General features: G+C 66.6%; 25 protein-coding genes. 7 read left to right on the top strand and 18 right to left on the bottom strand.

Features of this window, described 5'->3' with window-relative positions; genetic code table 11:
* Positions 1–34: 34 nt before the first annotated feature.
* From CVN68_RS19865 to ypfJ, 9 genes are all read right to left on the bottom strand, one after another.
* Positions 35–433, bottom strand: coding sequence for a hypothetical protein (locus CVN68_RS19865; RefSeq protein ID WP_233503448.1), 399 nt, complete (start codon positions 431–433; stop codon positions 35–37).
* 1 nt (position 434) lies between these two features.
* Complete coding sequence (locus CVN68_RS19860; RefSeq protein ID WP_158298978.1) at positions 435–836, bottom strand: hypothetical protein; 402 nt, start codon at positions 834–836, stop codon at positions 435–437.
* Positions 837–871: 35 nt separating this feature from the next.
* The gene (gene gloB, locus CVN68_RS19855) at positions 872–1,600 is read right to left on the bottom strand and encodes a hydroxyacylglutathione hydrolase (protein WP_100283725.1); all 729 of its coding nucleotides are present in this window, start codon (positions 1,598–1,600) and stop codon (positions 872–874) included.
* A gap of 38 nt (positions 1,601–1,638) precedes the next feature.
* Positions 1,639–1,974, bottom strand: a complete 336-nt coding sequence (locus tag CVN68_RS19850) for a hypothetical protein (protein ID WP_158298977.1) — start codon at positions 1,972–1,974, stop codon at positions 1,639–1,641.
* Between the two features lie 36 nt (positions 1,975–2,010).
* Positions 2,011–3,057 carry an NAD(P)H-dependent flavin oxidoreductase gene (locus tag CVN68_RS19845; RefSeq protein WP_233503447.1) on the bottom strand — a complete coding sequence of 349 codons (1,047 nt, stop codon included), beginning with the start codon at positions 3,055–3,057 and terminating at the stop codon, positions 2,011–2,013.
* Positions 3,054–3,506: a VOC family protein gene (locus CVN68_RS19840; RefSeq protein WP_100283723.1), complete on the bottom strand. Its 453-nt coding sequence runs from the start codon at positions 3,504–3,506 to the stop codon at positions 3,054–3,056. The genes CVN68_RS19845 and CVN68_RS19840 overlap by 4 nt, the downstream gene beginning before the upstream one ends.
* 86 nt (positions 3,507–3,592) lie before the next feature.
* A complete protein-coding gene (locus CVN68_RS19835) occupies positions 3,593–4,342 on the bottom strand; it encodes a tetratricopeptide repeat protein (RefSeq protein WP_100283722.1) in 750 nt (249 codons plus the stop codon).
* Positions 4,324–5,070 carry an alpha/beta hydrolase gene (locus CVN68_RS19830; protein ID WP_100283721.1) on the bottom strand — a complete coding sequence of 249 codons (747 nt, stop codon included), beginning with the start codon at positions 5,068–5,070 and terminating at the stop codon, positions 4,324–4,326. Before CVN68_RS19830 ends, CVN68_RS19835 begins: the two co-directional genes overlap by 19 nt.
* Before the next feature lie 31 nt (positions 5,071–5,101).
* Positions 5,102–5,992: a KPN_02809 family neutral zinc metallopeptidase gene (gene ypfJ / locus CVN68_RS19825; protein WP_100283720.1), complete on the bottom strand. Its 891-nt coding sequence runs from the start codon at positions 5,990–5,992 to the stop codon at positions 5,102–5,104.
* 127 nt (positions 5,993–6,119) lie between these two features.
* Between ypfJ and CVN68_RS19820 the strand changes: the two genes are divergently transcribed.
* The 6 genes from CVN68_RS19820 (at position 6,120) to CVN68_RS23465 (ending at position 10,631) form a co-directional block, all read left to right on the top strand.
* The gene (locus CVN68_RS19820) at positions 6,120–7,259 is read left to right on the top strand and encodes a patatin-like phospholipase family protein (protein ID WP_100283719.1); all 1,140 of its coding nucleotides are present in this window, start codon (positions 6,120–6,122) and stop codon (positions 7,257–7,259) included.
* Positions 7,260–7,267: 8 nt separating this feature from the next.
* Positions 7,268–8,053, top strand: coding sequence for a 3-hydroxybutyrate dehydrogenase (locus tag CVN68_RS19815; RefSeq protein ID WP_100283718.1), 786 nt, complete (start codon positions 7,268–7,270; stop codon positions 8,051–8,053).
* 24 nt (positions 8,054–8,077) lie between these two features.
* Positions 8,078–8,704 (top strand): DUF4893 domain-containing protein, encoded by a 627-nt coding sequence (locus CVN68_RS19810; RefSeq protein WP_233503446.1) that lies wholly within the window; start codon positions 8,078–8,080, stop codon positions 8,702–8,704.
* Between the two features lie 112 nt (positions 8,705–8,816).
* Positions 8,817–10,127: an amidohydrolase gene (locus CVN68_RS19805; RefSeq protein WP_100283717.1), complete on the top strand. Its 1,311-nt coding sequence runs from the start codon at positions 8,817–8,819 to the stop codon at positions 10,125–10,127.
* A 70-nt stretch (positions 10,128–10,197) separates the two neighbouring features.
* Positions 10,198–10,401: a hypothetical protein gene (locus CVN68_RS19800; RefSeq protein WP_233503445.1), complete on the top strand. Its 204-nt coding sequence runs from the start codon at positions 10,198–10,200 to the stop codon at positions 10,399–10,401.
* Positions 10,402–10,484: 83 nt separating this feature from the next.
* Positions 10,485–10,631 (top strand): hypothetical protein, encoded by a 147-nt coding sequence (locus tag CVN68_RS23465; RefSeq protein ID WP_158298976.1) that lies wholly within the window; start codon positions 10,485–10,487, stop codon positions 10,629–10,631.
* Here CVN68_RS23465 and CVN68_RS19790 read toward each other — a convergent pair.
* The 5 genes from CVN68_RS19790 to CVN68_RS19770 form a co-directional block, all read right to left on the bottom strand.
* Complete coding sequence (locus tag CVN68_RS19790) at positions 10,628–11,341, bottom strand: TorF family putative porin (protein WP_100283714.1); 714 nt, start codon at positions 11,339–11,341, stop codon at positions 10,628–10,630. The genes CVN68_RS23465 and CVN68_RS19790 overlap by 4 nt on opposite strands.
* Positions 11,341–13,530: a putative bifunctional diguanylate cyclase/phosphodiesterase gene (locus tag CVN68_RS19785; RefSeq protein ID WP_233503444.1), complete on the bottom strand. Its 2,190-nt coding sequence runs from the start codon at positions 13,528–13,530 to the stop codon at positions 11,341–11,343. Before CVN68_RS19785 ends, CVN68_RS19790 begins: the two co-directional genes overlap by 1 nt.
* Before the next feature lie 91 nt (positions 13,531–13,621).
* On the bottom strand, positions 13,622–14,608 hold the full coding sequence (locus CVN68_RS19780) for a cation diffusion facilitator family transporter (protein ID WP_100283712.1): 987 nt from the start codon (positions 14,606–14,608) through the stop codon (positions 13,622–13,624).
* Positions 14,609–14,620: 12 nt separating this feature from the next.
* Positions 14,621–14,989 (bottom strand): hypothetical protein, encoded by a 369-nt coding sequence (locus CVN68_RS19775; protein ID WP_100283711.1) that lies wholly within the window; start codon positions 14,987–14,989, stop codon positions 14,621–14,623.
* A gap of 130 nt (positions 14,990–15,119) precedes the next feature.
* The gene (locus CVN68_RS19770; RefSeq protein ID WP_100284556.1) at positions 15,120–15,872 is read right to left on the bottom strand and encodes a Bax inhibitor-1/YccA family protein; all 753 of its coding nucleotides are present in this window, start codon (positions 15,870–15,872) and stop codon (positions 15,120–15,122) included.
* Positions 15,873–15,988: 116 nt separating this feature from the next.
* On the opposite strand from CVN68_RS19770, the gene thpR reads away from it, so the two are divergent.
* Positions 15,989–16,525, top strand: a complete 537-nt coding sequence (thpR, locus tag CVN68_RS19765; protein ID WP_100283710.1) for an RNA 2',3'-cyclic phosphodiesterase — start codon at positions 15,989–15,991, stop codon at positions 16,523–16,525.
* A gap of 25 nt (positions 16,526–16,550) precedes the next feature.
* Here thpR and CVN68_RS19760 read toward each other — a convergent pair whose 3' ends face one another.
* The 4 genes from CVN68_RS19760 to CVN68_RS19745 form a co-directional block, all read right to left on the bottom strand.
* Positions 16,551–17,126, bottom strand: coding sequence for a PAS domain-containing protein (locus CVN68_RS19760; protein ID WP_199560144.1), 576 nt, complete (start codon positions 17,124–17,126; stop codon positions 16,551–16,553).
* Between the two features lie 99 nt (positions 17,127–17,225).
* Complete coding sequence (locus CVN68_RS19755) at positions 17,226–18,275, bottom strand: DUF2332 domain-containing protein (protein WP_100283708.1); 1,050 nt, start codon at positions 18,273–18,275, stop codon at positions 17,226–17,228.
* Positions 18,276–18,368: 93 nt separating this feature from the next.
* Positions 18,369–20,213, bottom strand: a complete 1,845-nt coding sequence (locus tag CVN68_RS19750) for a HAMP domain-containing methyl-accepting chemotaxis protein (RefSeq protein WP_100283707.1) — start codon at positions 20,211–20,213, stop codon at positions 18,369–18,371.
* Between the two features lie 86 nt (positions 20,214–20,299).
* A complete protein-coding gene (locus tag CVN68_RS19745; protein WP_233503443.1) occupies positions 20,300–22,783 on the bottom strand; it encodes a TonB-dependent receptor domain-containing protein in 2,484 nt (827 codons plus the stop codon).
* Between the last annotated feature and the right edge of the window lie 40 nt (positions 22,784–22,823).

Genomic DNA, 22,823 nt, shown 5'->3' with positions numbered 1-22,823 from the left:
TCCTCCCTCGCTTCAGCGGGGGAGGATTGTCAGATCACTCCTTCACATAAGGCGTGAACTGCCCGAACCGGCAATATGCGCCCGGTATCTGGCTTCCCCGATCGACTGGCCGGAACATGTCGTTCTTGCAGATCTGCGACCCGTGCAGCTCGACGACGAGGATGTCGTCAGGATCGAGCGACGGACAATTGCCCGCCAGATCGTTGCGCCACACCCGCCTGCCGTCGCGGTACAGGATCGTGTGCGCGTCGATGATCTGCGGCCCGTTCGTGCTCTGCGATGAAGACAGGCAGTTTTGCGGCTTGCCGGCGACGCGCCCCTTCAGCGCCTCGCCCAGGTCGCGCTGCGCCTCGGCCTCGCGCGACGTCTGCAGTTCCGCGCTGCTCGTGCAGCCCGCCAGCGCGAGCGCTCCCAGCATCAAGACCTGTCGCATATTATCTCCCTTCGTCGCGCGTGTAGGGCGTGAACTTGCTCAGCGAGCAGCTTCCCGAGAGGAACCCGCCGGTCGCGGCCCGGGTCTCGATGATGTCACCGTCGCAATATTGGCTTCCGAAAGTCTTCGAGACCACGATATCGCCGCGGCGCAGCCCGGGACAATTGCCCGTCACATCGTTGCGCCAAATGCGCCCGCGCCCCGCGACATAGAGGATCGTGCCCTCGAAAGTGCGGATCTCGTTGAACTGGTCGCGGCGGATGCAGCGCAGCGGTTCTCCCGCGCTGAGCCCGGCCAGCGCCTTTTCGAGCCGCGCGTGGTCGCGCGCGTCGGACTGTTCCGTGGCGGCGGTGGTAGTGCAGGCGCCAAGCAACAGCAAAGCGGGCAAGACAAGGCGCATCATCGACAACTCCTCACGCCCCCGCGAGCATAGACCTCTCAGCCGCGAAATACATCCTTCGCCGCGCGCCGCTCCGCCAGGATTTCCACGCTCCCCGCGCGCAGGAACGGATTGGTGGCGATCTCGGCGGCGATCGTCGTGGGGACGGTCGCCTCGCCCGCCGCACGGAGCCGATCCACTTCCGCCATCCGGGCGCGGATCGCTTGGTTGTCGGGCTCGGCGACCAGCGCGTATCGCCCGTTCGATTGGGTATATTCGTGCGCGCAATAGACGCGGGTCTCGGGCGGCAGCGCACCCAGCCGCTGCATGTTCGCGAACATCTGCGCCGGCGTTCCCTCGAACAGCCGGCCACAGCCCATCGCGAACAAGGTATCCCCGACGAACACCACCACGTCCTCAGCAAAGTGATAGGCGATGTGCCCGGCAGTGTGCGCAGGCACTTCGATCACCGTCGCGACATGATCGCCGAGCCGGACTGAATCGCCTTCGCCGACCAGCCGGTCCGCGGTCGGGATCTTCCCCGCCTCGGCGGCCGGGGCGATCACGGTGCAGCCAGTCGCGGCCTTGATGCCGGCATTGCCTCCGGTGTGATCGGGGTGCCAATGGGTGTTCCAGATCGCCGAGATCCGCCAGCCACGCTGCCCGGCCGCGGCGAGCACCGGCTCGGCCTCAGCCGGATCGACCACCATCGTCTCCCCCGATGCGGGATCGTGGACCAGCCAGATGTAATTGTCGCTGAGCGCAGGGATCCGGACGATGTCGAGCATTCCCGCAAAATAGGCGCCCGAACGCTTGCGCGCCAGCCTCAGTCGACGACGCGGCGGCGTGAAATCCTCTGGGTGCCCTGCTTGATCGCCCTGCGGTCGCATTTGGCCAGGTCCACCGGATCGGGCTCGATGCACACCGGGGTGCCGGGTCCCACGGCGAAGCGTTTGCTGTCGCCCTTGCGGATCTCGCCGCGCAGCGGGGCCGCCACGGCGAACGCGACATGGCACGTCCCGCTCGTCGTATCGACGCACCGCACCGTCGTATTGGCGGACCCGTCGGCTTCGATCGACACCGCGATCGCCGAGCGCTCACTGCCCCCGCACCCGCCGAGCAACAGCAGCCCCGCCAATCCCTTCACACCCAGGCGAACCATGCGCGTCTCCTCATGTGTATTGCATACATAATACACTTAGAGACGAAGCGCGGCAAGCGCCTCCTCGGCGAGCAGCCGTGTCAGGGTTTCGGCCGGCATCGCCCGCGCCAGCGCAGCCCCCTGCCCTGCCCACAAAGGCGAATAGTCCTCCCGTCCGTCCGCCTCCGCCGCCGCGCGCAGCGGCGCGAGCGCGGTTGCCGCGTGCGGGAAGGCCGGCACGATTGGCGAGAGCGGCCCGAGCGCGTCGATCAGCCGGTTGCGAAAGCCCCGCGCCTCGCGTCCGGTCAGCAAGTTGGTGAACACTGTTTCCGCCTCGCTCCCCAGCAAATTGCGATGCATCGGCGACGCAAGGCTCTCGGGCGTGGCGAGATAGGCAGTCCCCGATTGCGCGGCGCTCGCGCCCAGCGCCAGCGCCGCGGCCACACCCGCGCCGTCGACGATCCCGCCCGCCGCGATCACCGGAACGTCGACTGCGCGAACGATCCGCCGCACCAGCGCGAGGGTCCCGATCGGCCGGTGCCCTTCAAGGAACCAGCCGGCATGGCCGCCCGCCTCGCTCCCCTGCGCGATCACCGCATCGCAGCCCTGCCGCGCGAGGAAGCGCGCCTCGTCCACCGTCGTCGCATTGCCGAACACCTTGGCGACGGCCTTGACCCGCGCGAGCAAAGCCGGCGCCGGCAGTCCGAAATGGAAGCTGACTATCTCCGGCCGCACCGCCTCGACCGCCGCGCACAGCGCCGCGTCGAACGGTCGCCGCAGCCCCGCCGCCGCCTCGGGCGGCGTCACGCCCTCGCGGTCGTAAAAGGGGGCAAGCGCCGTCCGCCACGCGCCATCGTCGGGCGCATCGTCCAGTTCGTGGCAAAAGAAGTTGAGATTGAGCGGCCCGCCCGCCGCCGCGCGCACTTCCGCCGCTTGCGCCGCAATCTGTCCGGCATCGAGCATCGCGCAGGGTAGCGATCCCACCGCCCCGCCCCGGATCGCTGCGGCGGCAAGCGCGACTCCGCCAGCCCCCGCCATCGGCGCCTGCACGATCGGCACCGCGGCCCCGGTGAGCGCGCGGAAGCGGGCGGCGGGGTCGATCACCAGGCGCCGATATTCGGCATCGACACCCAGGGCTCGGCCGGCGCCAGCGGGTCGCCGGCCTGGAGCAATTCGATCGAGATATTGTCGGGAGTACGCACGAACGCCATGTGCCCGTCGCGCGGCGGCCGGTTGATCGTCACGCCGCCGCCCATCAGCCGCCGGCAAGTCGCGTAGATATCGTCGACCCGGTAGGCGAGATGCCCGAAATTGCGTCCGCCGGAATAGATTTCGGGCGCTTTGCCGTCCTCCGGCCAGTTGTACGTCAGTTCGACCTCGGCATTGGCGCGCTGGCCCGGACCGTTCGAATCCTCGGGCGCGGCGAGGAAGATCAGGGTGAAGCGCCCCTTCTCGCTCTCCATCCGCCGCACTTCCTGCAAGCCCAACAGCTCGAAGAAACGCACCGTCGCCTCAGGATCGGTGACGCGGATCATGGTGTGGAGATAGTGCATGCGGGCTCCGAAATAGCGTTCGCCCGCGAGATAGGTTCTCCACTCCGAGCCGCCAACCCATTCCTCCCCGGGAGGGGGAGGATGCGCTACTTCTCGCTGGCTCCGAACTGCGCCAGCGCCTTGCGCGCCGCCTCGGCGATCGGGCTTCCCGGCGCGAGCTCGACGACGCGCGCCCAGGCCGTCCGCGCGCCCGCTTCGTCGCCGCCGCTCGCCGCGATGTTCCCCGCTTCGAGCTGTACCTGCGGATCGTCCGCCGCGCGCCGCAGCGCCTCGGCGATGTCGGTCTTCGCGCGCGGCAAATCGCCTTGCCGCCGCGCCAGCGTCGCCGAGAGCAGCCACGCCAGCGGATCGGCCTTCGCATCCGCCAGCGCCCGATCGAGATCGACGCGCGCACCCTCCATATCGCCCGCTGCGACCAGCACCCGCGCCCGGTCGAGCCGCGCCTCGCCGAGTGCCAGTCCGCGCAAATGCCCGCTCGCCAGCGCCGCATCGAGCGCCGCGCGCGCCTTCACATGCTCGCCCGTGGCGAGCCACGCATTGCCCGCCTGCGCCCAATAGTTCGACGACCGCAGGTCCTTGGCATTCTCGGCGTCGCGCGCCGCTTCCTCGAACGCCGCCGCCGCCGAGGGCCAGCGCTTCTGATTGGCATAGGCCACGCCCAGGCATTGCCGCGCGAGCATCCCGCCACCCTCGACCCGCCATTTGGTCGCCGCGGCCACGCCTTGCGACGGGTCGCCGGTCGCGAGGTCCATGCACTCGGCATAACGCGGCGGTTCCTGCCCCGGCGGGGGCGTGGCCGCAGTCGCGGCCTGAAGGCTCAGGAGGAAGAAGAACATAAGGAAAGCACGTCCTCGACAGCCCGGAGGATCAGCGCGATGTCCGAATCGCGCGAGAGCCGGTGGTCGCCGTCCTTGACCAGCACCGTCTGCACCGCATCTGAACGGATCAGCTCGGCAAGCCGCGCCGCGCGCTCCCACGGCACTTCCTTGTCGCGCTGTCCCTGCAGCAGCCGCACCGGGCCGTCGAAGGCGATCGGCCCGATCATCATCCGATTGGCCTCGCCAGAGGCCCAGAAGCCGCGCGTCGTCACCGTCGGCGCCTCGCCATAATCATTGGGCTGCTCGATCCGCCCATGCTGCAGGATCGTGAGCTTGTCGGCCTGGTTGAAACCCCAGTCGGTGAAGTCCGGCGCCGCCGCGATCCCGACCATCCCCTTGACCAGTTCGGCCCGCATTTTGGCGACCATCAGCATCACCCAACCGCCCATTGACGAGCCGACCAGCACCACCGGCCCATCGACCACCTTGTCGATGACCCGCAGCGCATCGTCGCGCCACAAGGCCAGAGTCTGGTCCTCGAAATCGCCTTCGCTTTCGCCGCACCCGGCATAATCGAAGCGCAGGAACGCCCGCCCGCTGCGCTGCGCCCATTGCTGCAGCGCCAGCGCCTTGGTGCCGTTCATGTCCGACCCGTAGCCGCACAGGAATACCACCGTCGGCCCGCGGCCGGGCGTGTGACGATAAGCAAGTTTCGGGCGTTCGGGGGCTTCGGCAGCTTCGGTCATCGGATGGGCTTAGCCGCCCCATCCGCTTCCGTCACCCCGCCGCTGCGAACGTATCGCACTGCGCCGGATCGCCGCTGTCGAGCCCGCGCTGGAGCCATTGCTTGCGCTGCGCCGAGCTGCCGTGGGTGAAGCTGTCGGGCACCACTTCGCCCTGGCCCTGGCGCTGCAGCGTGTCGTCGCCGATGGCATTCGCCGCGGTCATGCCCTCCTCGATGTCGCCCGGCTCGAGCCGGCCGCTGCGTTTCGCCCATACGCCGGCATAGCAATCGGCCTGCAGTTCGAGCAGCACCGACAATTTGTTGCCTTCCGCCCGCGAAGCGCGGGCCTGCGCCTGGCTGACCTTGGTCGAAGTGCCTTCGAGATTCTGGATATGATGCCCCACTTCGTGCCCGATGACATAGGCACGTGCAAAGTCGCCCTTCGCGCCGAAGCGCTTGTCGAGTTCGTCGAAGAAGCCGGTGTCGAGGAACACACCCTGATCGCCGGGGCAGTAGAACGGCCCGACCGCGGCCGATGCCTGCCCGCATGCCGACTGGACCGATCCGGTGAAGAAGTTGATCGTCGCCGGCTGGTAACGCTGGCCGTTGTCGGCGAAGACCTTGCTCCACACCTGCTCGGTGCTCGTCATCACCCGGCACGCGAATAATTCGGCCTGCGTGTCGCATGCCTTGGCCGCGCCCTGCGTCTGGCCCTGCTGGCCTTGCTGGACTTGCGTCCCGCCTCCGCCGAGCAGCCCACCGCCGCCCGATATCGCGAAATAGACGAGCGCCACCACGCCGAGCAGAGCAATCCCGCCGCACCCCATCCCGCGACCGAGCAGCAAAGGCAGCAAGCCCAGCAGTCCAAAGCCGCCGCCACCACCGCCGCCGCCCGAACCAAAGTCGCGCGCATTGTCGGTGGGATCGAGATCGTCGAGCCGCATGGGCATTCCTTCGTCGTTAGGTTCCGCAACAATGCCCCAGCACGCCAAGCGTTGCACGCCCTCAAATCCTCCCTCGCGCAGCGGGCGAGGATTGCAGGAGCCTCCCGGATACGCCACATGCCCCCGCATGGCCGACGCCGACCCCCGCCCGCGCCGCCGCGTCGCCGGACTGCCGTTGCCGGACTGTGTCGCGTTGGTGCTCCAGGGCGGCGGCGCGCTCGGCAGCTACCAGGCCGGCGTGATCGAGGCGCTGGGCGAGGCCCGGATCGAAGTCGATTGGGTCGCCGGCATCTCGATCGGCGCCGTGAATGCGGCATTGTTCGCCGGCAACCCGCCCGAGACTCGTCTCGCCGCGATCCGCGCCTTTTGGGAAGGCGTCACCGGCGCGCTTCCAGATTTCTCGATCCCCTTGAGCGACGGCGCACGGGAATTCGCCCATGAATGGGCCGCCGCGGCCGTGCTGATGGGCGGCGTACCCGGCTTCTTCCGCCCGCGGGCGATCCCGCCCTCCTTCGCCACGCCCGGCACCCCGGGCGCGCTCAGCTTCTACGACAGCACACCTCTGCGCGAGACGCTCGACGCGCATATCGACTGGGATCTGCTCAATCATGGCCCGGTCCGCCTCTCGGTCGGCGCTGTCGACCTCGCGAGCGGCAATTTCCGCTATTTCGACACCGCCGACGAGCGCCTCGACGCGCGCCACATCATGGCCTCGGGCGCGCTCCCGCCCGGCCTCCCCCCGATCGAGATCGACGGCCGCTATTATTGGGACGGCGGCCTCGTCTCGAACACCCCGCTCACCCACATCCTCGATCGCCAGAGCGAGAACACGCTCGTCTTCCAGGTCGATCTCTTTCCCGCCGCCGCCGATTTGCCCCGCACGATCACCGACGTGCTGGCCCGCGAAAAGGAGATCCGCTTCTCCAGCCGCACACGGCAAGTCTCGGACGAGCGCCTCCGTCTGCGTCAGGAACGCGAGGCGATCCGCCGCGTCCTCGCCAAATTGCCGTCCGATCTCGCCGACGACCCCGATGTCGTCGCGCTGTGCGCCCTCGCCGACGAGAAGCCGCTGAGCCTCGTCCACCTGATCTACCGCGCCAATGCGTGGGAAGGCGGATCGCGCGACTTCGAATTCTCCGCCCGCTCGATGCACGAGCATTGGCAGGCCGGCCGCGCCGCGATCGCCGAAACCATGGCGAGCGCGCAGATCGTCGCGCAGAACATCCTCGACGGCAAGACCGCCGCCTTCGACCTCACGCACCGTTAGGAGTACCCATGTTCCTCAAGGGCAAGTCCGCGATCGTCACCGGCTCCACGTCCGGCATCGGCCTCTCTTACGCCAAGGCGCTCGCCGCAGAAGGCGCAGCGGTGATGATCAACGGCTTCGGCGATGCGCAAGCGATCGAGACCGAACGCGCCGCGCTCGAAGCGACGGCCGGGGCAAAAGCACTGTACGACCCCGCCGACATGTCGAAGCCCGACCAGATCGCCGCGATGGTCGCCCGCGCCGAGAAGGAGCTCGGCAGCGTCGACATCGTGATCTCCAACGCCGGCATCCAGCACGTCGCGCCGATCGACGAATTCCCGATCGAGAAATGGGACGCGATCATCGCGATCAACCTGTCGTCGACTTTCCACCTGATGCGCGCCGCGATCCCCGGCATGAAGGCGCGCAAATGGGGCCGGATCATCACCACGGCGAGCGCGCACAGCCTCGTCGCCAGCCCCAATAAATCGGCCTATGTCACTGCCAAGCACGGCATTGCCGGCCTGACCAAGACCGCCGCGCTCGAGGTCGCTACCCACGGCATCACCGTCAACTGCATCTCGCCCGGCTATGTCTGGACTCCCTTGGTCGAGAACCAGATTCCCGATACGATGAAGACCCGCGGCCTCACCCGCGAGCAAGTGATCAACGACGTGTTGCTCGACGCCCAGCCGACCAAGCAGTTCGTCCAGCCGGAACAAGTTGCCGCGCTCGCGCTCTTTCTCTGCAGAGACGAAGCCGCGCAGATCACCGGCGCCAATTATTCGATGGATGGCGGCTGGACCGCCGCGTAAGCCGATAAAAATGGGGTCGAAAATATGAAGTGGATGCTGCCTGTCGCCATTGCCCTCGCCGCGGGCCTAGGGGGCTGCAGCGTCTATCGCGAGGCGACGTCGTCGAGCCCGCCCACCAATGTCAGCTGGCAGAGCGTCGCCACCGCCGCCGACCGCGATCGGATCCGCGACTGGCGCAAGGCCTGGGACGAGGCGCTGCCGCTGGCGCGCAAGGCCGACGCCAAAGCGATCGCCGCGGAGCCCCTGCTGTTCGATCCCGATCGCGCGCTCGCCGACGCAGCCTTGCCGCAGGGCAATTATCGCTGCCGCACCTTCAAATTGGGCGGCAAGGGCACTGCGATGCGCGACTTCACTGCCTATCCGTGGTTCGATTGTCGCGTCGCGGACGAAGGCGAGGTCAAGAGCATGCACAAGGTCACCGGCTCGCAGCGCCCGACCGGACTGATCTTCCCGCATGACGCCACGCGCCAGGTGTTCCTCGGCACCCTCGTCCTCGGCGACGAGACCTCCCCCTTACGCTACGGTCTCGACGCCGATCGCGACATGATCGGCTATGTCGAGCGCATCGGCCCCAAACGCTGGCGGCTGGTATTCCCGCGCCCGCGCTTCGAATCGGTATTGGATGTCGTGGAGCTGATCCCGGCGGGCTAGCGGACAACGCCTCTCTTGCGAAGCGGGGAAGTGGCATGCGCAGCACGACGGAGGGTGCCTCTCCCCAATCACCCCCCTCGACAACACCCCGACCCCTGCATACGCTTGCCCCATGCGCACCCTCCTCACGGCAGCCCTCGCCATGACTCTCGCCGCCCCCGCTCTCGCCGCCGATCCGGTCCGCGACGCGACGCAGCGTTCGCTCCCCCAGCTGATGGACTTTTATCGCGACTTTCACGCCAATCCTGAGCTCAGCCTCCACGAGGTCCAGACCGCGGCCAAGCTTGCCGCCGAGGCGCGCAAGGCAGGGTTCCAAGTCACCGAGAAGGTAGGCGGCACCGGCGTTGTGGCGATCCTCAAGAACGGCGCCGGCCCGATCCTGCTGATCCGTGCCGACATGGACGGGCTGCCGGTCACCGAGGACACTGGCCTGCCCTTCGCCTCGAAGGTCCGCGCCACTACCGACGAGGGCCAGGAAACCGGCGTGATGCACGCCTGCGGCCACGACACCCACATGGCCAGCTGGATCGGCACACTGCGCAATCTCGCCGCGATGAAGGCACAGTGGCAGGGCACGCTGGTGATGATCGCCCAGCCCGCCGAGGAGCGCGGCATGGGCGCGCGGATGATGCTCGAGGACGGCCTCTTTTCCCGCTTCCCCAAGCCCCAGTTCGCGCTCGCCTTTCACGACGCGGCGTCGCTTCCCGCGGGCACGATCGGCGTCCGCTCGGGCTATGCGCTCGCGAATGTCGATTCGGTCGACATCAAGGTCTCGGGCGTCGGCGGCCACGGCGCCTATCCGCAGACGACGCGCGACCCGATCGTCCTCGCCGCGCGCATCGTCACCACGCTCCAGACGCTGGTCAGCCGCGAGATCGATCCGCAGGATTCGGCAGTGGTCACCGTCGGCAGCATCCATGGCGGCTCGACCCACAACATCATCGGCAAGGAAGTGACGATGCTGCTTACGGTGCGCAGCTATACGCCCGAGGTCCGCAAGAAGCTGCTCGACGGCATCGCCCGCATCGCCAAAGGCGAGGCGATCGCCGCGGGCATCCCCGAAGATCGCATGCCGCTGGTCACCATCCGCAACGAGGGCACCCCCTCGACCTTCAACACCGAGCCGCTCACCGGCCGTCTCCAGTCGCTGTGGACGAGCCGCTTCGGCAAGGATCGCGTGGTCGAGACTCCCGCGGTGATGGGGGGCGAGGATTTCGGGCGTTTCTATCTTGCCGACAAGTCGATCCAGAGCATGATCTTCTGGGTCGGCGGGGTGCCCAGGGCCAAATGGGACGCCGCGCAGGCCGGCAAGGAGGCCCTCCCCTCGCTCCACAGCCCGTTCTGGGCGCCCGAGGCCGAAGCGGTGATCGCCACCGCCACCGAAGCGATGACCGCCGCCGCGCTCGATATATTGAAGCGCTAAATCGACAGGCCGTTGGCACAAACCGGGCTAACCCTCGTTAATGCATCCAGAGTTCGCCGGAGTTTGGGCATTGGCGCAAGAGCATATCGTCGCGGTCGGTTTATTGACGAACCGCGACCTTGAACGATTGGGAAGCGGGTTCCGGCGTTGCTTCCCGGTGTCGGACGACAGGAAATTCGAGGATCTCCTGCGCGCCATCGACGAAGCGGATGCTGCTTCGCTGCGGGCGCGGTGCAGCAGTGATCAGCAAAACAAGATGCCTCCCGCGCGCTAGACGGGCGCCTTGTTGCGAATCACTATCGCCTTGAAATTGATGATTTTTGTGGCACCCTCGGTCAGGCGATTGGGGAATTCGCCATGTCCGATTCGACCTACTTCCAGATCCGTGCCCGGCGCGAGCGTGAGGCCGCGCTGCGCCAGCTGCATCCCGTGGCGCGCCACGCTCATCTCGTGATGGCGGAGCGTTACGAACGATTGAGCACCCAAAGCGGCAACCCGCGCTAGAAACTGCGCCCCAAGGCGATCACCAGCCCGTGCTCGCGCCTGCGCTCTCCCGCGGCCGCACGGGGCCGCACTGCACCGACATAGCTGGCCGACGCAGTGAAGCCGCCGCGCGACAAGGCGACACCACCACGCCAGTCGAGCTTGCCGCCCCGCGCCGCGCCGTCGAACGCGCCCGATTCATATCCGGCCTCGAGAGTCAGGCTGATCGGCGTCCCGGGGATCGCCCGCTCGATTGCCGCAAAGCCGTAGAGATTGTCGTCCTCGTCCCCCGCCGCGTCGATCAGATTGGCCTGCCGCGGCGCCCATGCGATCCCGGCACGTGCGCCGGTGTCGCCGCGTTCCCAGCCGAACGTCGCAATCGCCTCGGCATAGTCGCAGTCGGCGACGCCGGGATAATGATACCACGACACCCCGCCGTCGACCGTCAACGCCCCCGCTATGGTGCCTCGCCAGCCGGCGCTCGCATCGAGCTCCACCGCGTTCGATCCGCCGTCATGCGGCGCCCATGAGCCGAAGCCGCCCAGATAGAAGCCCGCATTGCTCTCGAACTCGGCGCTGGCCTGCAGCGCGGGCCTGCCGTTCGAAAGCGATACCCCGCGATAGCGATAGTCGGAGACGATCTCGGCCTCGCCGCTGATCCCCTGCGCCGCCGCCTGGGGCACGGTCGTCCACAATAGGGCCATCGCGAGCAAGACCGATGTTGGACGCATCAGGCGGCGCGGAGCGCACAGCGCTGCGCGACAAGAGCCGTGATCTGCCCGGCGGGGACCGGGCGCGAGAACAGATAGCCTTGCATCTGGTTGCAGCCGGCAAGCTTGAGGAAGCGCTGCTGGTCGCCGGTCTCGACGCCCTCGGCGGTCACCGTCAGCCCCATCGCATGGCCGAGAGTCACCACCGCGTGGATGATCGCGGCCGAATCGACCGTGTGTCCGAGATGCTGGACGAAGCTGCGGTCGATCTTGATCTTGTCGACCTCGAACTTGCGCAGATAGCTGAGCGACGAATAACCGGTGCCGAAATCGTCGAGAGCGATCCGCAGTCCCGCGGCGCGCAGCTGGGCCAGCCCGGCGCGGACCAATTCATCATCGTCGATCAGCACACCTTCGGTGACTTCGAGCTCGAGCTGTTCGGGTCGTACCCCGGTTTCGCGAATGATCTCGAGCACACGCTCGGCGAACCCGGTGGTCCGGAACTGCACCGGCGACAGATTGAGTGCGACGAACAGATCGGGCCAGCGTTTCGCCGCCGCGCAAGATTCGCGCAGCACCCATTCACCCAGCGGGATGATCAGCCCGGTCTCCTCGGCGATCGGAATCACCTGCGCCGGCGGCAGCAGCCCCTGCTCGGGGTGTACCCAGCGCAGCAGCGCCTCGACCCCGACCATCTTGCCGTCGGTGCCGACAAGGGGCTGATAATGCAGCGCCAGCCCTTCGCCGGTGGCGAGCGCCGAGCGCAAATCTTCCTCCACCGTCCCGCGCAGCTTGACCGTCGCGTCCATCGATAGGTCGAAATGGCGATAGCAATCGCGCCCCTCGGCCTTGGCCTTGTAGAGCGCGATATCGGCCTTGCGCATCAGGTCGACGCGGTCGGTCCCCTCCGCGGGCGCCTGCACCACGCCGATGCTGACGCCGACAAACGCCTGGTTGCCGAGCACTTCGAACGGCGCGTGGACCGCGCTCAGGATCCGCTGGCAAAGCCCGTCAATCGCGTCCTTGTCGGTCAGCTGGGGCAGCAGGATCGCGAATTCGTCGCCGCCCAGCCGCGCGATCGTGTCGACCTCGCGCACCAGGGCGGTCAGCCGGCTGCCGAACTCGCGGATCAACTCATCCCCGGCCTGGTGCCCGAAGGTGTCGTTGACATGCTTGAAGCGGTCGAGGTCGAGCAGCAGCAGCGTGGCTTCCTCGCCCCGCCGCGTGCGGGCGAGCGCGTGATCGGTCCGGTCGTTGAACAACGCACGGTTGGGCAATCCGGTCAGGGCATCGTGGAAAGCGAGGTGCTGCGCCTGCGCCCGGCTGGTCTCGAGCTCGAGCCGCGCACGCAAATTTCGGTTGAGCAGCCACGCCAGTACCGCGCCGATCAACCCGAGCGCCGTCAGCAGCACGATCGCCATATGGCGCTTCACGACATGGCCCGGACGGAAGGCCTGCCACTCGATATAGCCGATCAGCCGGTGCTCGGCGCTCCACAGCGGGATAGCGGCGCGTGCGCTCGGCATAGTGACGAACCGGGGCGCCTCCACGCCATAGTCGGCGGCGAGGTCGGTGAGGAAGTTGCCGTCGAGATAGCGCACACTGAGGTGGAGATGCTCCGATCCCGGACGCTGCGTGATCTCACCGGTTTCGGACAGGATCGGCTTGACGCTGACGATCGCCGGGCGGCCGCGGACCATCGCCATGGTCGATGCGCCGGGGGTCTGCTCGACGCTGCTCGCCGCGGCGAGATCGCCGCGCCGCAGCTTCGCCCTGAGCTGCGCGACGAGGGGCTGCGCGCCGGGGGCGATCCCGGAAAACTGGCGGGGATCGGCCCGGCGGCCGTTCCGCATCGCATAGACCGGCCGCTCGCGCGCATCGAGCACATAGGTCTCGTCATGCTTGTAATAGCTGTGGAACCAGATGCCGAGATTCTGGTCGATCCACGGCAGGTCGAGCGGCACCTCGTGTACCCGCCGCACCGCATCGTCCCAGTAAGTCGACGCCTCCTGGTCCTTGCGCACGCCGGTGACCGCGGTGAGCATCGCAACCTCGACCAGCCGGGCCTGGCGCTGCGCCGCGACGGCGTCCGATCCTTCGGTGGCGAAGTGCAACACCGCGCCGACCATTGCGGCAAGCAGCAGCAACGCCCCCGCGGTGGGGACGATCACTGCCTTGAGCAACAGTCTTCCAGGCCGGGCCCCGATCACGCACACCCCATGATTTCCTATGGATCATCATAGAGGACCGCTCGGCCGATCAGAATTTCTCCTTGAAAATCCTGTGCTTAATATAGGAGAATTACGTAGGAAGCGTGCAGACGCGCGCAGTCTCCCGATCAGCCGACCGCGATCGCGGTATCGCGTCCTCGGCCTTTTCGGGCCGGATGTAGATCGACGACAGCATCGGCAGAGCCGTCTTCAACTCCTGCTCGATCCGCTCGATCAGCGCCTCGCCGGCGCCCATGCTGAGTTGGTCGTCGAAATCCGCGCTGATCGCGACGAAGATCCGATCGGGTGCGGTGTGGATCGTCCGTACGTGATTGACTCGCACGATCGCCGGCTCGCTATCGAGGATCCGGCGCACGCACGCCACCACTTCGGGGTTGGCGCGTTCGCCGATCAGCAATCCCTTGGCCTCGCGCGCGAGCAGGGTCGCGACTGCGGCGAGAATGCACCCGATCACGATAGACGCCGCGCCGTCTATCCGCGGATCGCCCCAGGCATGGCTCGCCCATATGCCGATCGCGGCGACCGCCAGCCCGGCCAGCGCCGCCGAATCCTCGAACAATACGATGAAGGTCGCCGGGTCCTTCGATTCGTGCACTGACTGCCACCAGCCCATATCACCCTTGGCCGCACCAAATTCCCGAAGCGCGATCACCCATGAGCTGCCCTCCAGCACCGCCGCGACCCCCAGCACGATGTAATTGATCAGCGGATCGCGCAGCGGCTCGGGCGCGGCGAGGTGCTGCCAGCCCTCGTAGATCGAGACCCCGGCACCGAGCCCGAAGATCAGGATGGCGACGACGAACGCCCAGAAATAGAGTTCGCGGCCATAGCCGAACGGGTGCTCGGCATCGGGCGGTCGCGTGGCGCGATGCTGGCCATAGAGCAACAGCCCCTGATTGCCGCTGTCGACGAGGCTGTGCACCCCTTCGGTGAGCATCGACGAAGAACCGGAGATCGCCGCCGCCACGAACTTGGCGACGGCGATCCCCAGATTGGCCGCCAGCGCGGCATAGAGAACGATGTTGGCGCGCCACCCCGACGCAGGACATGCGCCCATAAGCTGGCGTCCTTAGTCGAGGCCGAGCTTGTGCAGCACCTTGCCGATGATACCCTTGCTCCCCGCAGGTCCAGCGGCGAGCTTCTCCTCGGCCTTTTCGTCATAGCCCGAGCTTTCGGGCAGCGCATGGTTGTGCACAGGCTGGGTCGAGGCAGGCGGATCCGACGCGTCCATCGATTCGTCGAGCGCCCGGTCGAGCCGCGCTTCCTTGCTTTCGGGGTTGCGTTCGAGCCGTTCGACGATCGAACGATCGGTGCCGGCATCGGCCGAGCCGACGGGCGCAGGGCGCTCGTTGACGGTCGCCGAACCGGCGTCGGCATCCTCGGCTCCCGGTGCCACCGACATCTTGTCCATCGCCGGGTCGATCGGGTTCGCAGTCATGGTCACTCTCCTGAGCGTTGCCTTGCTGTAACGATCATGCCGCGATTCGCGTTCCCGCGTTCGGAGCGCTCAAAAGAAAACGGCCCGGCGGGATGCCGCCGGGCCGTATTTCTCGAAACCTGGCCGTCGCTCAGTCGCGCGCGCTGCCGAACAGGCGGAGCAGGAACAGGAACATGTTGATGAAGTCGAGATAGAGGTTCAGCGCCCCCATGATCACGACCTTGCCCATCATCTCGGTCCCCGCGACATGCGCGTAGATGCTCTTGATCTTCTGCGTGTCGTAGGCGGTGAGCCCCGCGAAGATCAGCACGCCGATTGCGCTGATCACCAGGTTCATCGTGCCCGATTGCAGGAACAGGTTGACGATCGACGCCACGATCAGGCCCACCAGCCCCATGATCAGGAAGGTGCCGAGGCCCGACAGGTCACGCTTGGTCGTGTAGCCATAGAGGCTCAGTCCGGCGAAGCCTGCCGCCGTGGCGAAGAACACCCCGGCGATCGAAGTCGAGGTATAAGTGATGAAGATCGTCGACAGCGACGCGCCCATCAGGCCCGCATAGACGAAGAACAAGGTCTTGAGCGTGCCCTCGGACATCCGCGCCTGCCCGAAGCTCATCGCAAATACGATCGCCAGCGGCGAAAGCATGACGATCCAGCCGAGCATCGTCGGTGAATAGCCACCGCGCGCCGCGGGCTGCACGATCATCTCGATCAGGCTGGTATTGCCCACCACGAGCGCGATGATGCCGGTCAACAGCACGCCCGAGAGCATGTAGTTATAGACCGACAGCATATATGCCCTGAGCCCCACGTCATACGCTTCGGCGCGCGCGTCGGTCGCTGCATAGGCCGCGCCAGTCCGGGGATCCGACCAATTCGCCATTATGAACTCCTTTACCCGGCGCTTTGCCGGCATCCGCTGAATATCGTTCCTGAAGCGGCTTTTTTCAAGCAAAACCGGTGGGCCACGTCGCCGATCCATGGTTAAACGCGCGTGCCATGCATCGCCTGTTCGTCGGCCTCCGCCCGCCCCCTGCGATCCGCGCGCAGCTCCTCGCCCTCATGGGCGGCGTCTCCGCCGCGCGCTGGCAGGACGATTCCCAGCTCCATCTCACGCTGCGCTTCATCGGCGAAGTCGAGCGCCCGATCGCCGAGGACGTCGCCGTCGCGCTCGCCAACGTGCATTTTCCGCCGGTCGAAGTGGCGCTCGATGGCGTCGGCCAATTCGACAGCCGCGGCCGGCCCAGCGCGCTCTGGGCCGGAATCCGCCCGCACGACGCAGTCACCGGGCTTCACAAGAAGGTCGATCAGGCGCTGGTCCGCTGCGGCCTCGCGCCCGAGCGCCGCGCCTATCTGCCGCACATCACCCTCGCCCGGATGAACGCCTCCGCCGGCACCACCGAACGGTTCCTCGTGAGCCACGCCGGCCTCGCCAGCCCGCTTTTCGGCCTCGATCATTTCCTGCTGTTCGAAAGCACTCTCGGCCGCGAAGGCGCCGTCTATGAAGCGATCGAGCGCTATCCGCTGCGGGGATGAAGAAGCCGTCCGGGCGCTTTACCCTTTAGTTCGGCCGCTCCGCCTGCCGCGCCTGCTCTTCATAGTCGCTCGCCATGGCGTGGAGGATGTCGGCGGTGCGCACGTCGCCGACCGAACTGGCGAGCCGGCGGCAGCGCGCACTCTGGCTGCGGAGATAGTCATGGTAACGCGCATCGCGGACGTCGACGAGCAGATTGACCGCACCGGTCAGCTGCCCCTCGACATCGAAGATCGGCGTCGGGTGCGGCAGGAAATCGACACGCGTGCCATCGGGGCGTTCGGCGGTCGCCCGCACGCCGCGCACCTTGCGCCCCTCGCGGATCGCCACCGCCATCGGGCAGAGCTCATGCGGCAGAAATACGCCGTCATCGGTGTAGAGCCGCCACGTCACGCACCAGCGATCCTGCCGTGCCTCGGGCTGGCGCCCGGCAAAGTCGGCGCAGGCGCGATTGAAATGCGTAACCACGCCGTCCGCGTCGGTCAGGTAGACCGCGGCCGAAATCTGGTCGAGCACCCCGGCAAGCGTCTCGTCGCCCTGGCGCGCGGCTTCGACGGCGACATCGACGATACGTTCGGGATCGAGCGAAAGAGGAAGGTTCACAAAGGTCTTTCCGGGCGTGGACGGAAGGCTTTCCCGACTCTGAACACCAAACTCTTGATTCAGATCAAGGTTCCGGCTCTCCGCGCCCGATGCGTCGATTTACGGCCGCGCCTGCCCTCCGTGCCATTCGATCCACGCGCCATAAGGATGGCAGGTGGCGAGCTGCCGCGCCTCGCCGCTCGGCCAGAGCGTCAGCCACAATTGGACCTCGCTGCGATTCGGCGTCCATTCGAAGCTCACCCAGGCGAGCGGGCGCTCCATCGTGGCACGCGCGCCGGCCGCGGCGATCAGATCGGTCGCCGCCTTGCGATCCTCGGCAGTCAGATATTGCAGCACCATCGAATGGAAGACCGCGCGGCAGCGTCCGTCCGCCTGCGGCACCACGAGCTGCTCGGCCAGCCACGATACTGCGTCGGCACGGGCGATCTGCGGCGGATGGCGCTGGGCGAGCGTGATTGCATTTTGCAGCCGCTCGGCGCGCGCCGGCTGGTCGGCGAAGACGAACGACAACAGCCGGTCGCGCGTCGCCTCGTCGGCGACGTTGAGCGGATGGAGGTCGACGCCTTGCGCCGCGAGCACTTCGACCTTGGCCTCAGGCGGCGCCGCACCGTGCCAAATGGGCTCGATCTGCACCGACGAGCCGGGCATGCCTGCCGGCACGCCGCCCAGATCATAGGCATAATACGCGAGATTGAGGTTGAGTCCGGCGCTCGATCCCAGTTCGAGCAATTCGAACGGCAACCCGAACCTGTCGCCCGCGACCATCAGCGCCGAGAGGATCGCTGCGGCGCGATTGACTTCGTTGGTCTGGGTCGGCTGGCGCATCCAGTGGGCGATGAATTCGTCCTCGCTCACCAGCGCGGCGCAGAGCGCGCCGTCGAAATCGTCATGCTGGCGCTTGTAGAGCGCTTCGAGCCGCTGCGGCCGGCCGCGACGCGCGAGCGCGTGGATCGCCGCGTTGAACCGCATCGCCAATGCCGCTGCCGAAGGATCCCCCGGCCATGTCTCGATCAGCGCCGCGGTGCGCGGAGCCCGGCGGAGGTGGCGTTCGCCGGCTTCGAGGACCGAAGCAACGAATGGCGAGCCGAGTGCGCGGGCGATGTCCGCCTGGCGCGCGAATTCGCCCCGGGTCGCAAGGTTGTCGGTCATAGTCCTCCCTTCGCCGGATGCGACCCGGCGAATCGTTACGCATAATCGAGCTTCGGGCTGCCGCGCCGGTCAGCGCGGCAGCCCGATACTTGCTCAGAACGATTGCCAGTCGTCGTGGCCGTTCGCGCGTTTCAGCGCGGGCACCGCGGCAGCGGGCAGCGGCTTGACCGGTCCGTCGAAGCGGATCTGCGTCTTGCTCTGGCGATTGCCACCGGACGACCCGACATTGAACCGCGACGCCTGCTCGCTCAGAGCGGCGACTTCACCGCTGAGGTTGCGTGCGGCGGCCGAAGTTTCCTCGACCATCGCGGCATTCTGCTGGGTCGACTGGTCCATCGTCCCGATTGCGATGCTGATCTCGCTGATCGCAGTCGACTGGGCCTGGTTGTCGTTCGCCATCTCGCCGAGCAGCTTGTGGACTTCGCCTACGTCGCCGGAGATGTCGGCAAGCGCCGTATCAACCTTCTGAACCATCTCCACTGCGGCGACGATGTCGGTCTGGGTGGCAGTCAGCTGATCGCGGGCACGGCCGGCTTCTTCCTCGGCACGCATCGCCAATGCAGAGACGAGATCGGCGACGACTGCGAAACCGCGGCCCGCTTCACCGGCACGACCGGCTTCGACCGCCGCATTCATCGCGAGAACCCGCGTCTGGAACGCGATCTTGTCGAGACCCTCGATCACGCTGTCGATGCCTTTGGCCGAATCCGCCACGCGAGTCATCGCCTGCATCGCTTCGTCGGCGGTCGCGCGGCCGTTGGAGACCGTCACGATCGTCCCGTCGGCGCGCTGGACCGTGCGGCCGGCGGCCGCGGCGGTCTGCTTGAGGCGGCCGTCCATCTGGGTCACCGCCGCCGAAGTCTCCTCGAGGCTCGCGGCATTGGCTTCGGTACGTCGGGCGAGATCCTCGGAAGCCTGGGCGATCTCGTTCGATCCGTCGCGGATCGTCGAGGCGCTCTGCATCACGGTGCCGATCAGGCTGCGCAGCTCGGCGACCGCGGCGTTGAAGTTGGTCTTCACCGTCGCATAGTCGCCCGGGAAGTCGCGGCTGATCTCGGCGGTGAGGTTGCCGTTGGCGAGTTCGGAGAGCTGCGCCGAGACGGTCTCGACCACCATCTTCTGTTCGGCTTCGGCGCGGGCATTGGCGGCTTCGGCGGTCTGCTTGGCGACTGCGGCATCGCGGAACACCAAAACCGCGCGGGCCATGTCGCCCAGTTCGTCGCCGCGATCGGTGTCGGGCACGGCGATGTCGTTCTTGCCTGCGGCGAGATCGGCCATCGTGCGAGTGAGACCTGATACGGGACGGGCAATCAGTCGGGTCAGCATCACTGCGAGTGCGATTGCGATGCCCATCAATGCGAGCGCGCCGAGCACGAGCACGAACAGAGCGGATTTGATCGCGGTCTCCTGGCGGGCGCCATTCTCTTCGATCCGCTTGGTCTGTGCGTCCTTGATCTCGCGCAGCGGCAGCACCGCGGCGCTGGTCAGCACGGCCTTGCCGGCGGCGCGCACGTCGGCCTCGGCGGCGTCGCGCTGGCCGGCCTTGACCTTGGCGATCAGCCGGTCGCCCCAATCCTTGCGCCACGCGAGCGTTTCCTCGCGCGACTTGAGCAAAGCGGCTTTTTGCGCCGGCTCGGTCAGGGTTTCCTCGAGCTCGGACGAGGCCTTGTCGTAATCGTCGCGTCCCTCGTTATAGGATTTGAGGTACGTTTCGTCCGCGGTCACGAGGAACCCGCGAAACTGGCTGTTCTGCCGCAATAGCGAGGTTTCCAGCGCCTGGGTCTTGGCGTGGATTTCCTGGCTGAGATTATTCGCATCGGTCGAGCTGCTGATCGACGAGATGTTGGTGTAGAACACCCCCATCACGATCGCGGCAGTCGCGCAGATCGTCAGGAATGACAGACCCAGCTTCCTCGGGATTTTCATCGACTTCAGCATGTTGGCTACTCTGCTCTTTTCGTTTCACTTTGCATTATAGGCCGCTCCCGGGGGAGCGGCCTTCAATGCCACCGTTTTCGTGGCGCTCAGAAAGAGAAGCGCAGCGAGCTCGAGATGGTCCGGCCGTTGACCGCGCGACCCCAGGCGATGCCGTTGGCGGGCATCGTGGCTTGCGAGATCTCGAAATACCCCAGCGTGTTGAACACGTTGTTGGCGTTCACGCTCAGCTGGACCCCCTCGGTCGGGCGGAACTGCACAAAGGCATTCACCACCGTGAAACCGGGCATCTTGAGCTGGTCGGTATCCTGCGCATAGCTGCTGGTGATGGTGACCGAGCTGGCGCCGAACGTTGCCCATTTGGTGTCGATCTGCGGCATCAGCTGGAAGCTCCATTCCGGCTGGTGACGCGGCTCGAGACCGGTGATCGCCGCATTCAGCAGATCCTCGGTGATCTTCGCCTTGGTCCAGGTCGCGCCGGCGTTGAGGCTGAACGGACCGCGGCGGAAGCTGCCCTCGAACTCGGCGCCGTAGGCACGATAGAGCCGCGAGGTGCCGAGACCCGAACCCGACTGGATGTTCTGGTCCTCGGAGTCGGCGAGGAAGCCGACGAGGTTGAGCGCGAGCCCCGCCTGGCGGAACTTCACCCCGCCCTCGAGCTGCTTCACCGTGTCATAGGCCGATTCCGGGTTGAACAGGTCGCCGCTGTTATAGTTGATCGCCGAGGTGAACAGGATCTTGTCGGCATTGGCGCGGGCGCCGCGGCTGTAGCGCGCGAACACCGCCAGCTCTTCGGCGATGCGGTAATTGATGCCCGCCGAATAGCTGAGATACTTATAGTCGTAATTGACCGGCGAGGGCTGGGTCAGCGGCATCATCGCGGTGCGCGATTCGGCCTGCGAGATCACTCCGTCACGGTTGAAGTCGAACGACGTGATGCCTACCCGGCCACCGCCGAGATCGGCGCCGAATACGGTGCCGTTCACGCTGCCCATGTCATAGCGGACGCTGCCGCCGATCGCGATCTTGCCGAAGCGATAGTTGATCGAACCATAGGGCGCGGTGATGTCGTAATCGACGTTGAACGCGCGGTGGAGCAGGCTGAGATTGCTGATCGCGAAGGCCGAATAGCCGTTCTGGGTCAGCGTGGTGCCCCCGGCATTGGCCACGTCGACCAGCGACGAATTGCCGCCGCCGACCACGTCCTGGATCGCCGTCGAGTACAGCCAGTCCATGTCGATCGTCTGCATCGCCTTGTAGACGCCGGCAGTGACCGTCAGGTCGCCGCCGCCCAGCTTCCACACGCGATTGGCGCGCAGATCGTTGGTGAAGTTGTTGAGCGAGTGCAGCTTGACCTTGGCGAGATAGACGCTGGCCAGCAGGCCGTTGCCGTTGAGTCCGCCCGGATTGGTGATCGCCTGCCCCATGTTCGGGCCGCTCGCATACCGCAAAGTCGCGCCGGCGCCGCCGGTCGTGGTGGCGAGCGCCGATGCCGTGGTGATGCTGCCGGGAACCGCGCGGAAGAGATCGCCCGAATTCGCCGAATAGCGTGCACGCTCGGTGAACGAGAAGCCGGCGATCTCGAACTGCGCCTCGAGCCCGACCGACTTCGAGATCGCGTGCAGGCCGTCATGGAAATTCTCGGCGATCGGCTGATTATCGCGATCGAGCGAGAGGAAGGTGCCGATGTTGCTCGACAGCAGCGAGTCCTTGCTCGGATCGAAATTGGCGATCTTGGTGAACTTGGGCTTGTCGTTCGTGCCGCTGATCAGCACCGGCGCCGGCACATATTGCGGCGAGCGATCGTCGAGCAGCTTGGCGTAGAGACGGACGAAACCGTTGTCGAACGAGCGCGTGACGTTGAACTTCACCTGGCCGCCGCGATAGCCGTTATAGCCGATGTCGCGCGGGCCTTCGCCGCTGCGATAGAAGCCGCCGACATGGAAGCGCAGATTGTCGCTGAGCTTGCTGCCATATTCGAAGTCGACGCGCTTCTCGCCGTAATCGAGCCCGGCGGTCGCCTGGATCGTCCCGCCCTCGGTGTCGCCGGTCTTCGAGATCAGGTTGATCACGCCACCCGGCGAATTCGACGCGAAGGTCGAGGCCGAGCCGCCGCGGATCGCCTCGATCGCGGCGAGGTTCAGATCGGCGCGGATGAAATTGTCGGACGAGGCGTTGAAGACGTCGCCGAATTCGAGCACCGGCAGGCCGTCTTCCTCGATCTGCAGATATTTCGAGCCGCCCGAGGCAAGCGGAAGGCCGCGGATCGTGTAGTTGGAATTGCCGTCGCCCGACGACGCTTCGACGCGGATGCCCGGCAGCGTGCGCAGGATTTCGGCAAGCGAGCGCGCGCCGAGCTTCTGGACCTCGGCCTCCTTCAGCGAGCTGGTCGAAATCGCACTGTCGAGAATGTCACGGCCCTTGGCGACGCCGGTCGAGAAGACTTCCTTTTCGGGAGCCTCCGCCTGGGCTTCGGTCTGGGGCTGCGCAGGTGCGGCCGGCTTGTCCTCGGCGAAGGCCGGGGTAGCGAGCGCGAACGGCGCAACGGACAACAACAACAGATGCTTTTTCACGGTAGTCAAACCCCTTGTTATCGGGCGTCGCATCGCGGCG

The sequence above is a fragment of the Sphingomonas psychrotolerans genome (assembly GCF_002796605.1).
Classification (GTDB): domain Bacteria; phylum Pseudomonadota; class Alphaproteobacteria; order Sphingomonadales; family Sphingomonadaceae; genus Sphingomonas; species Sphingomonas psychrotolerans.
Note: the sequence above shows the minus strand (reverse complement) of the source record. Positions and strands in the feature narration are given on the sequence as shown.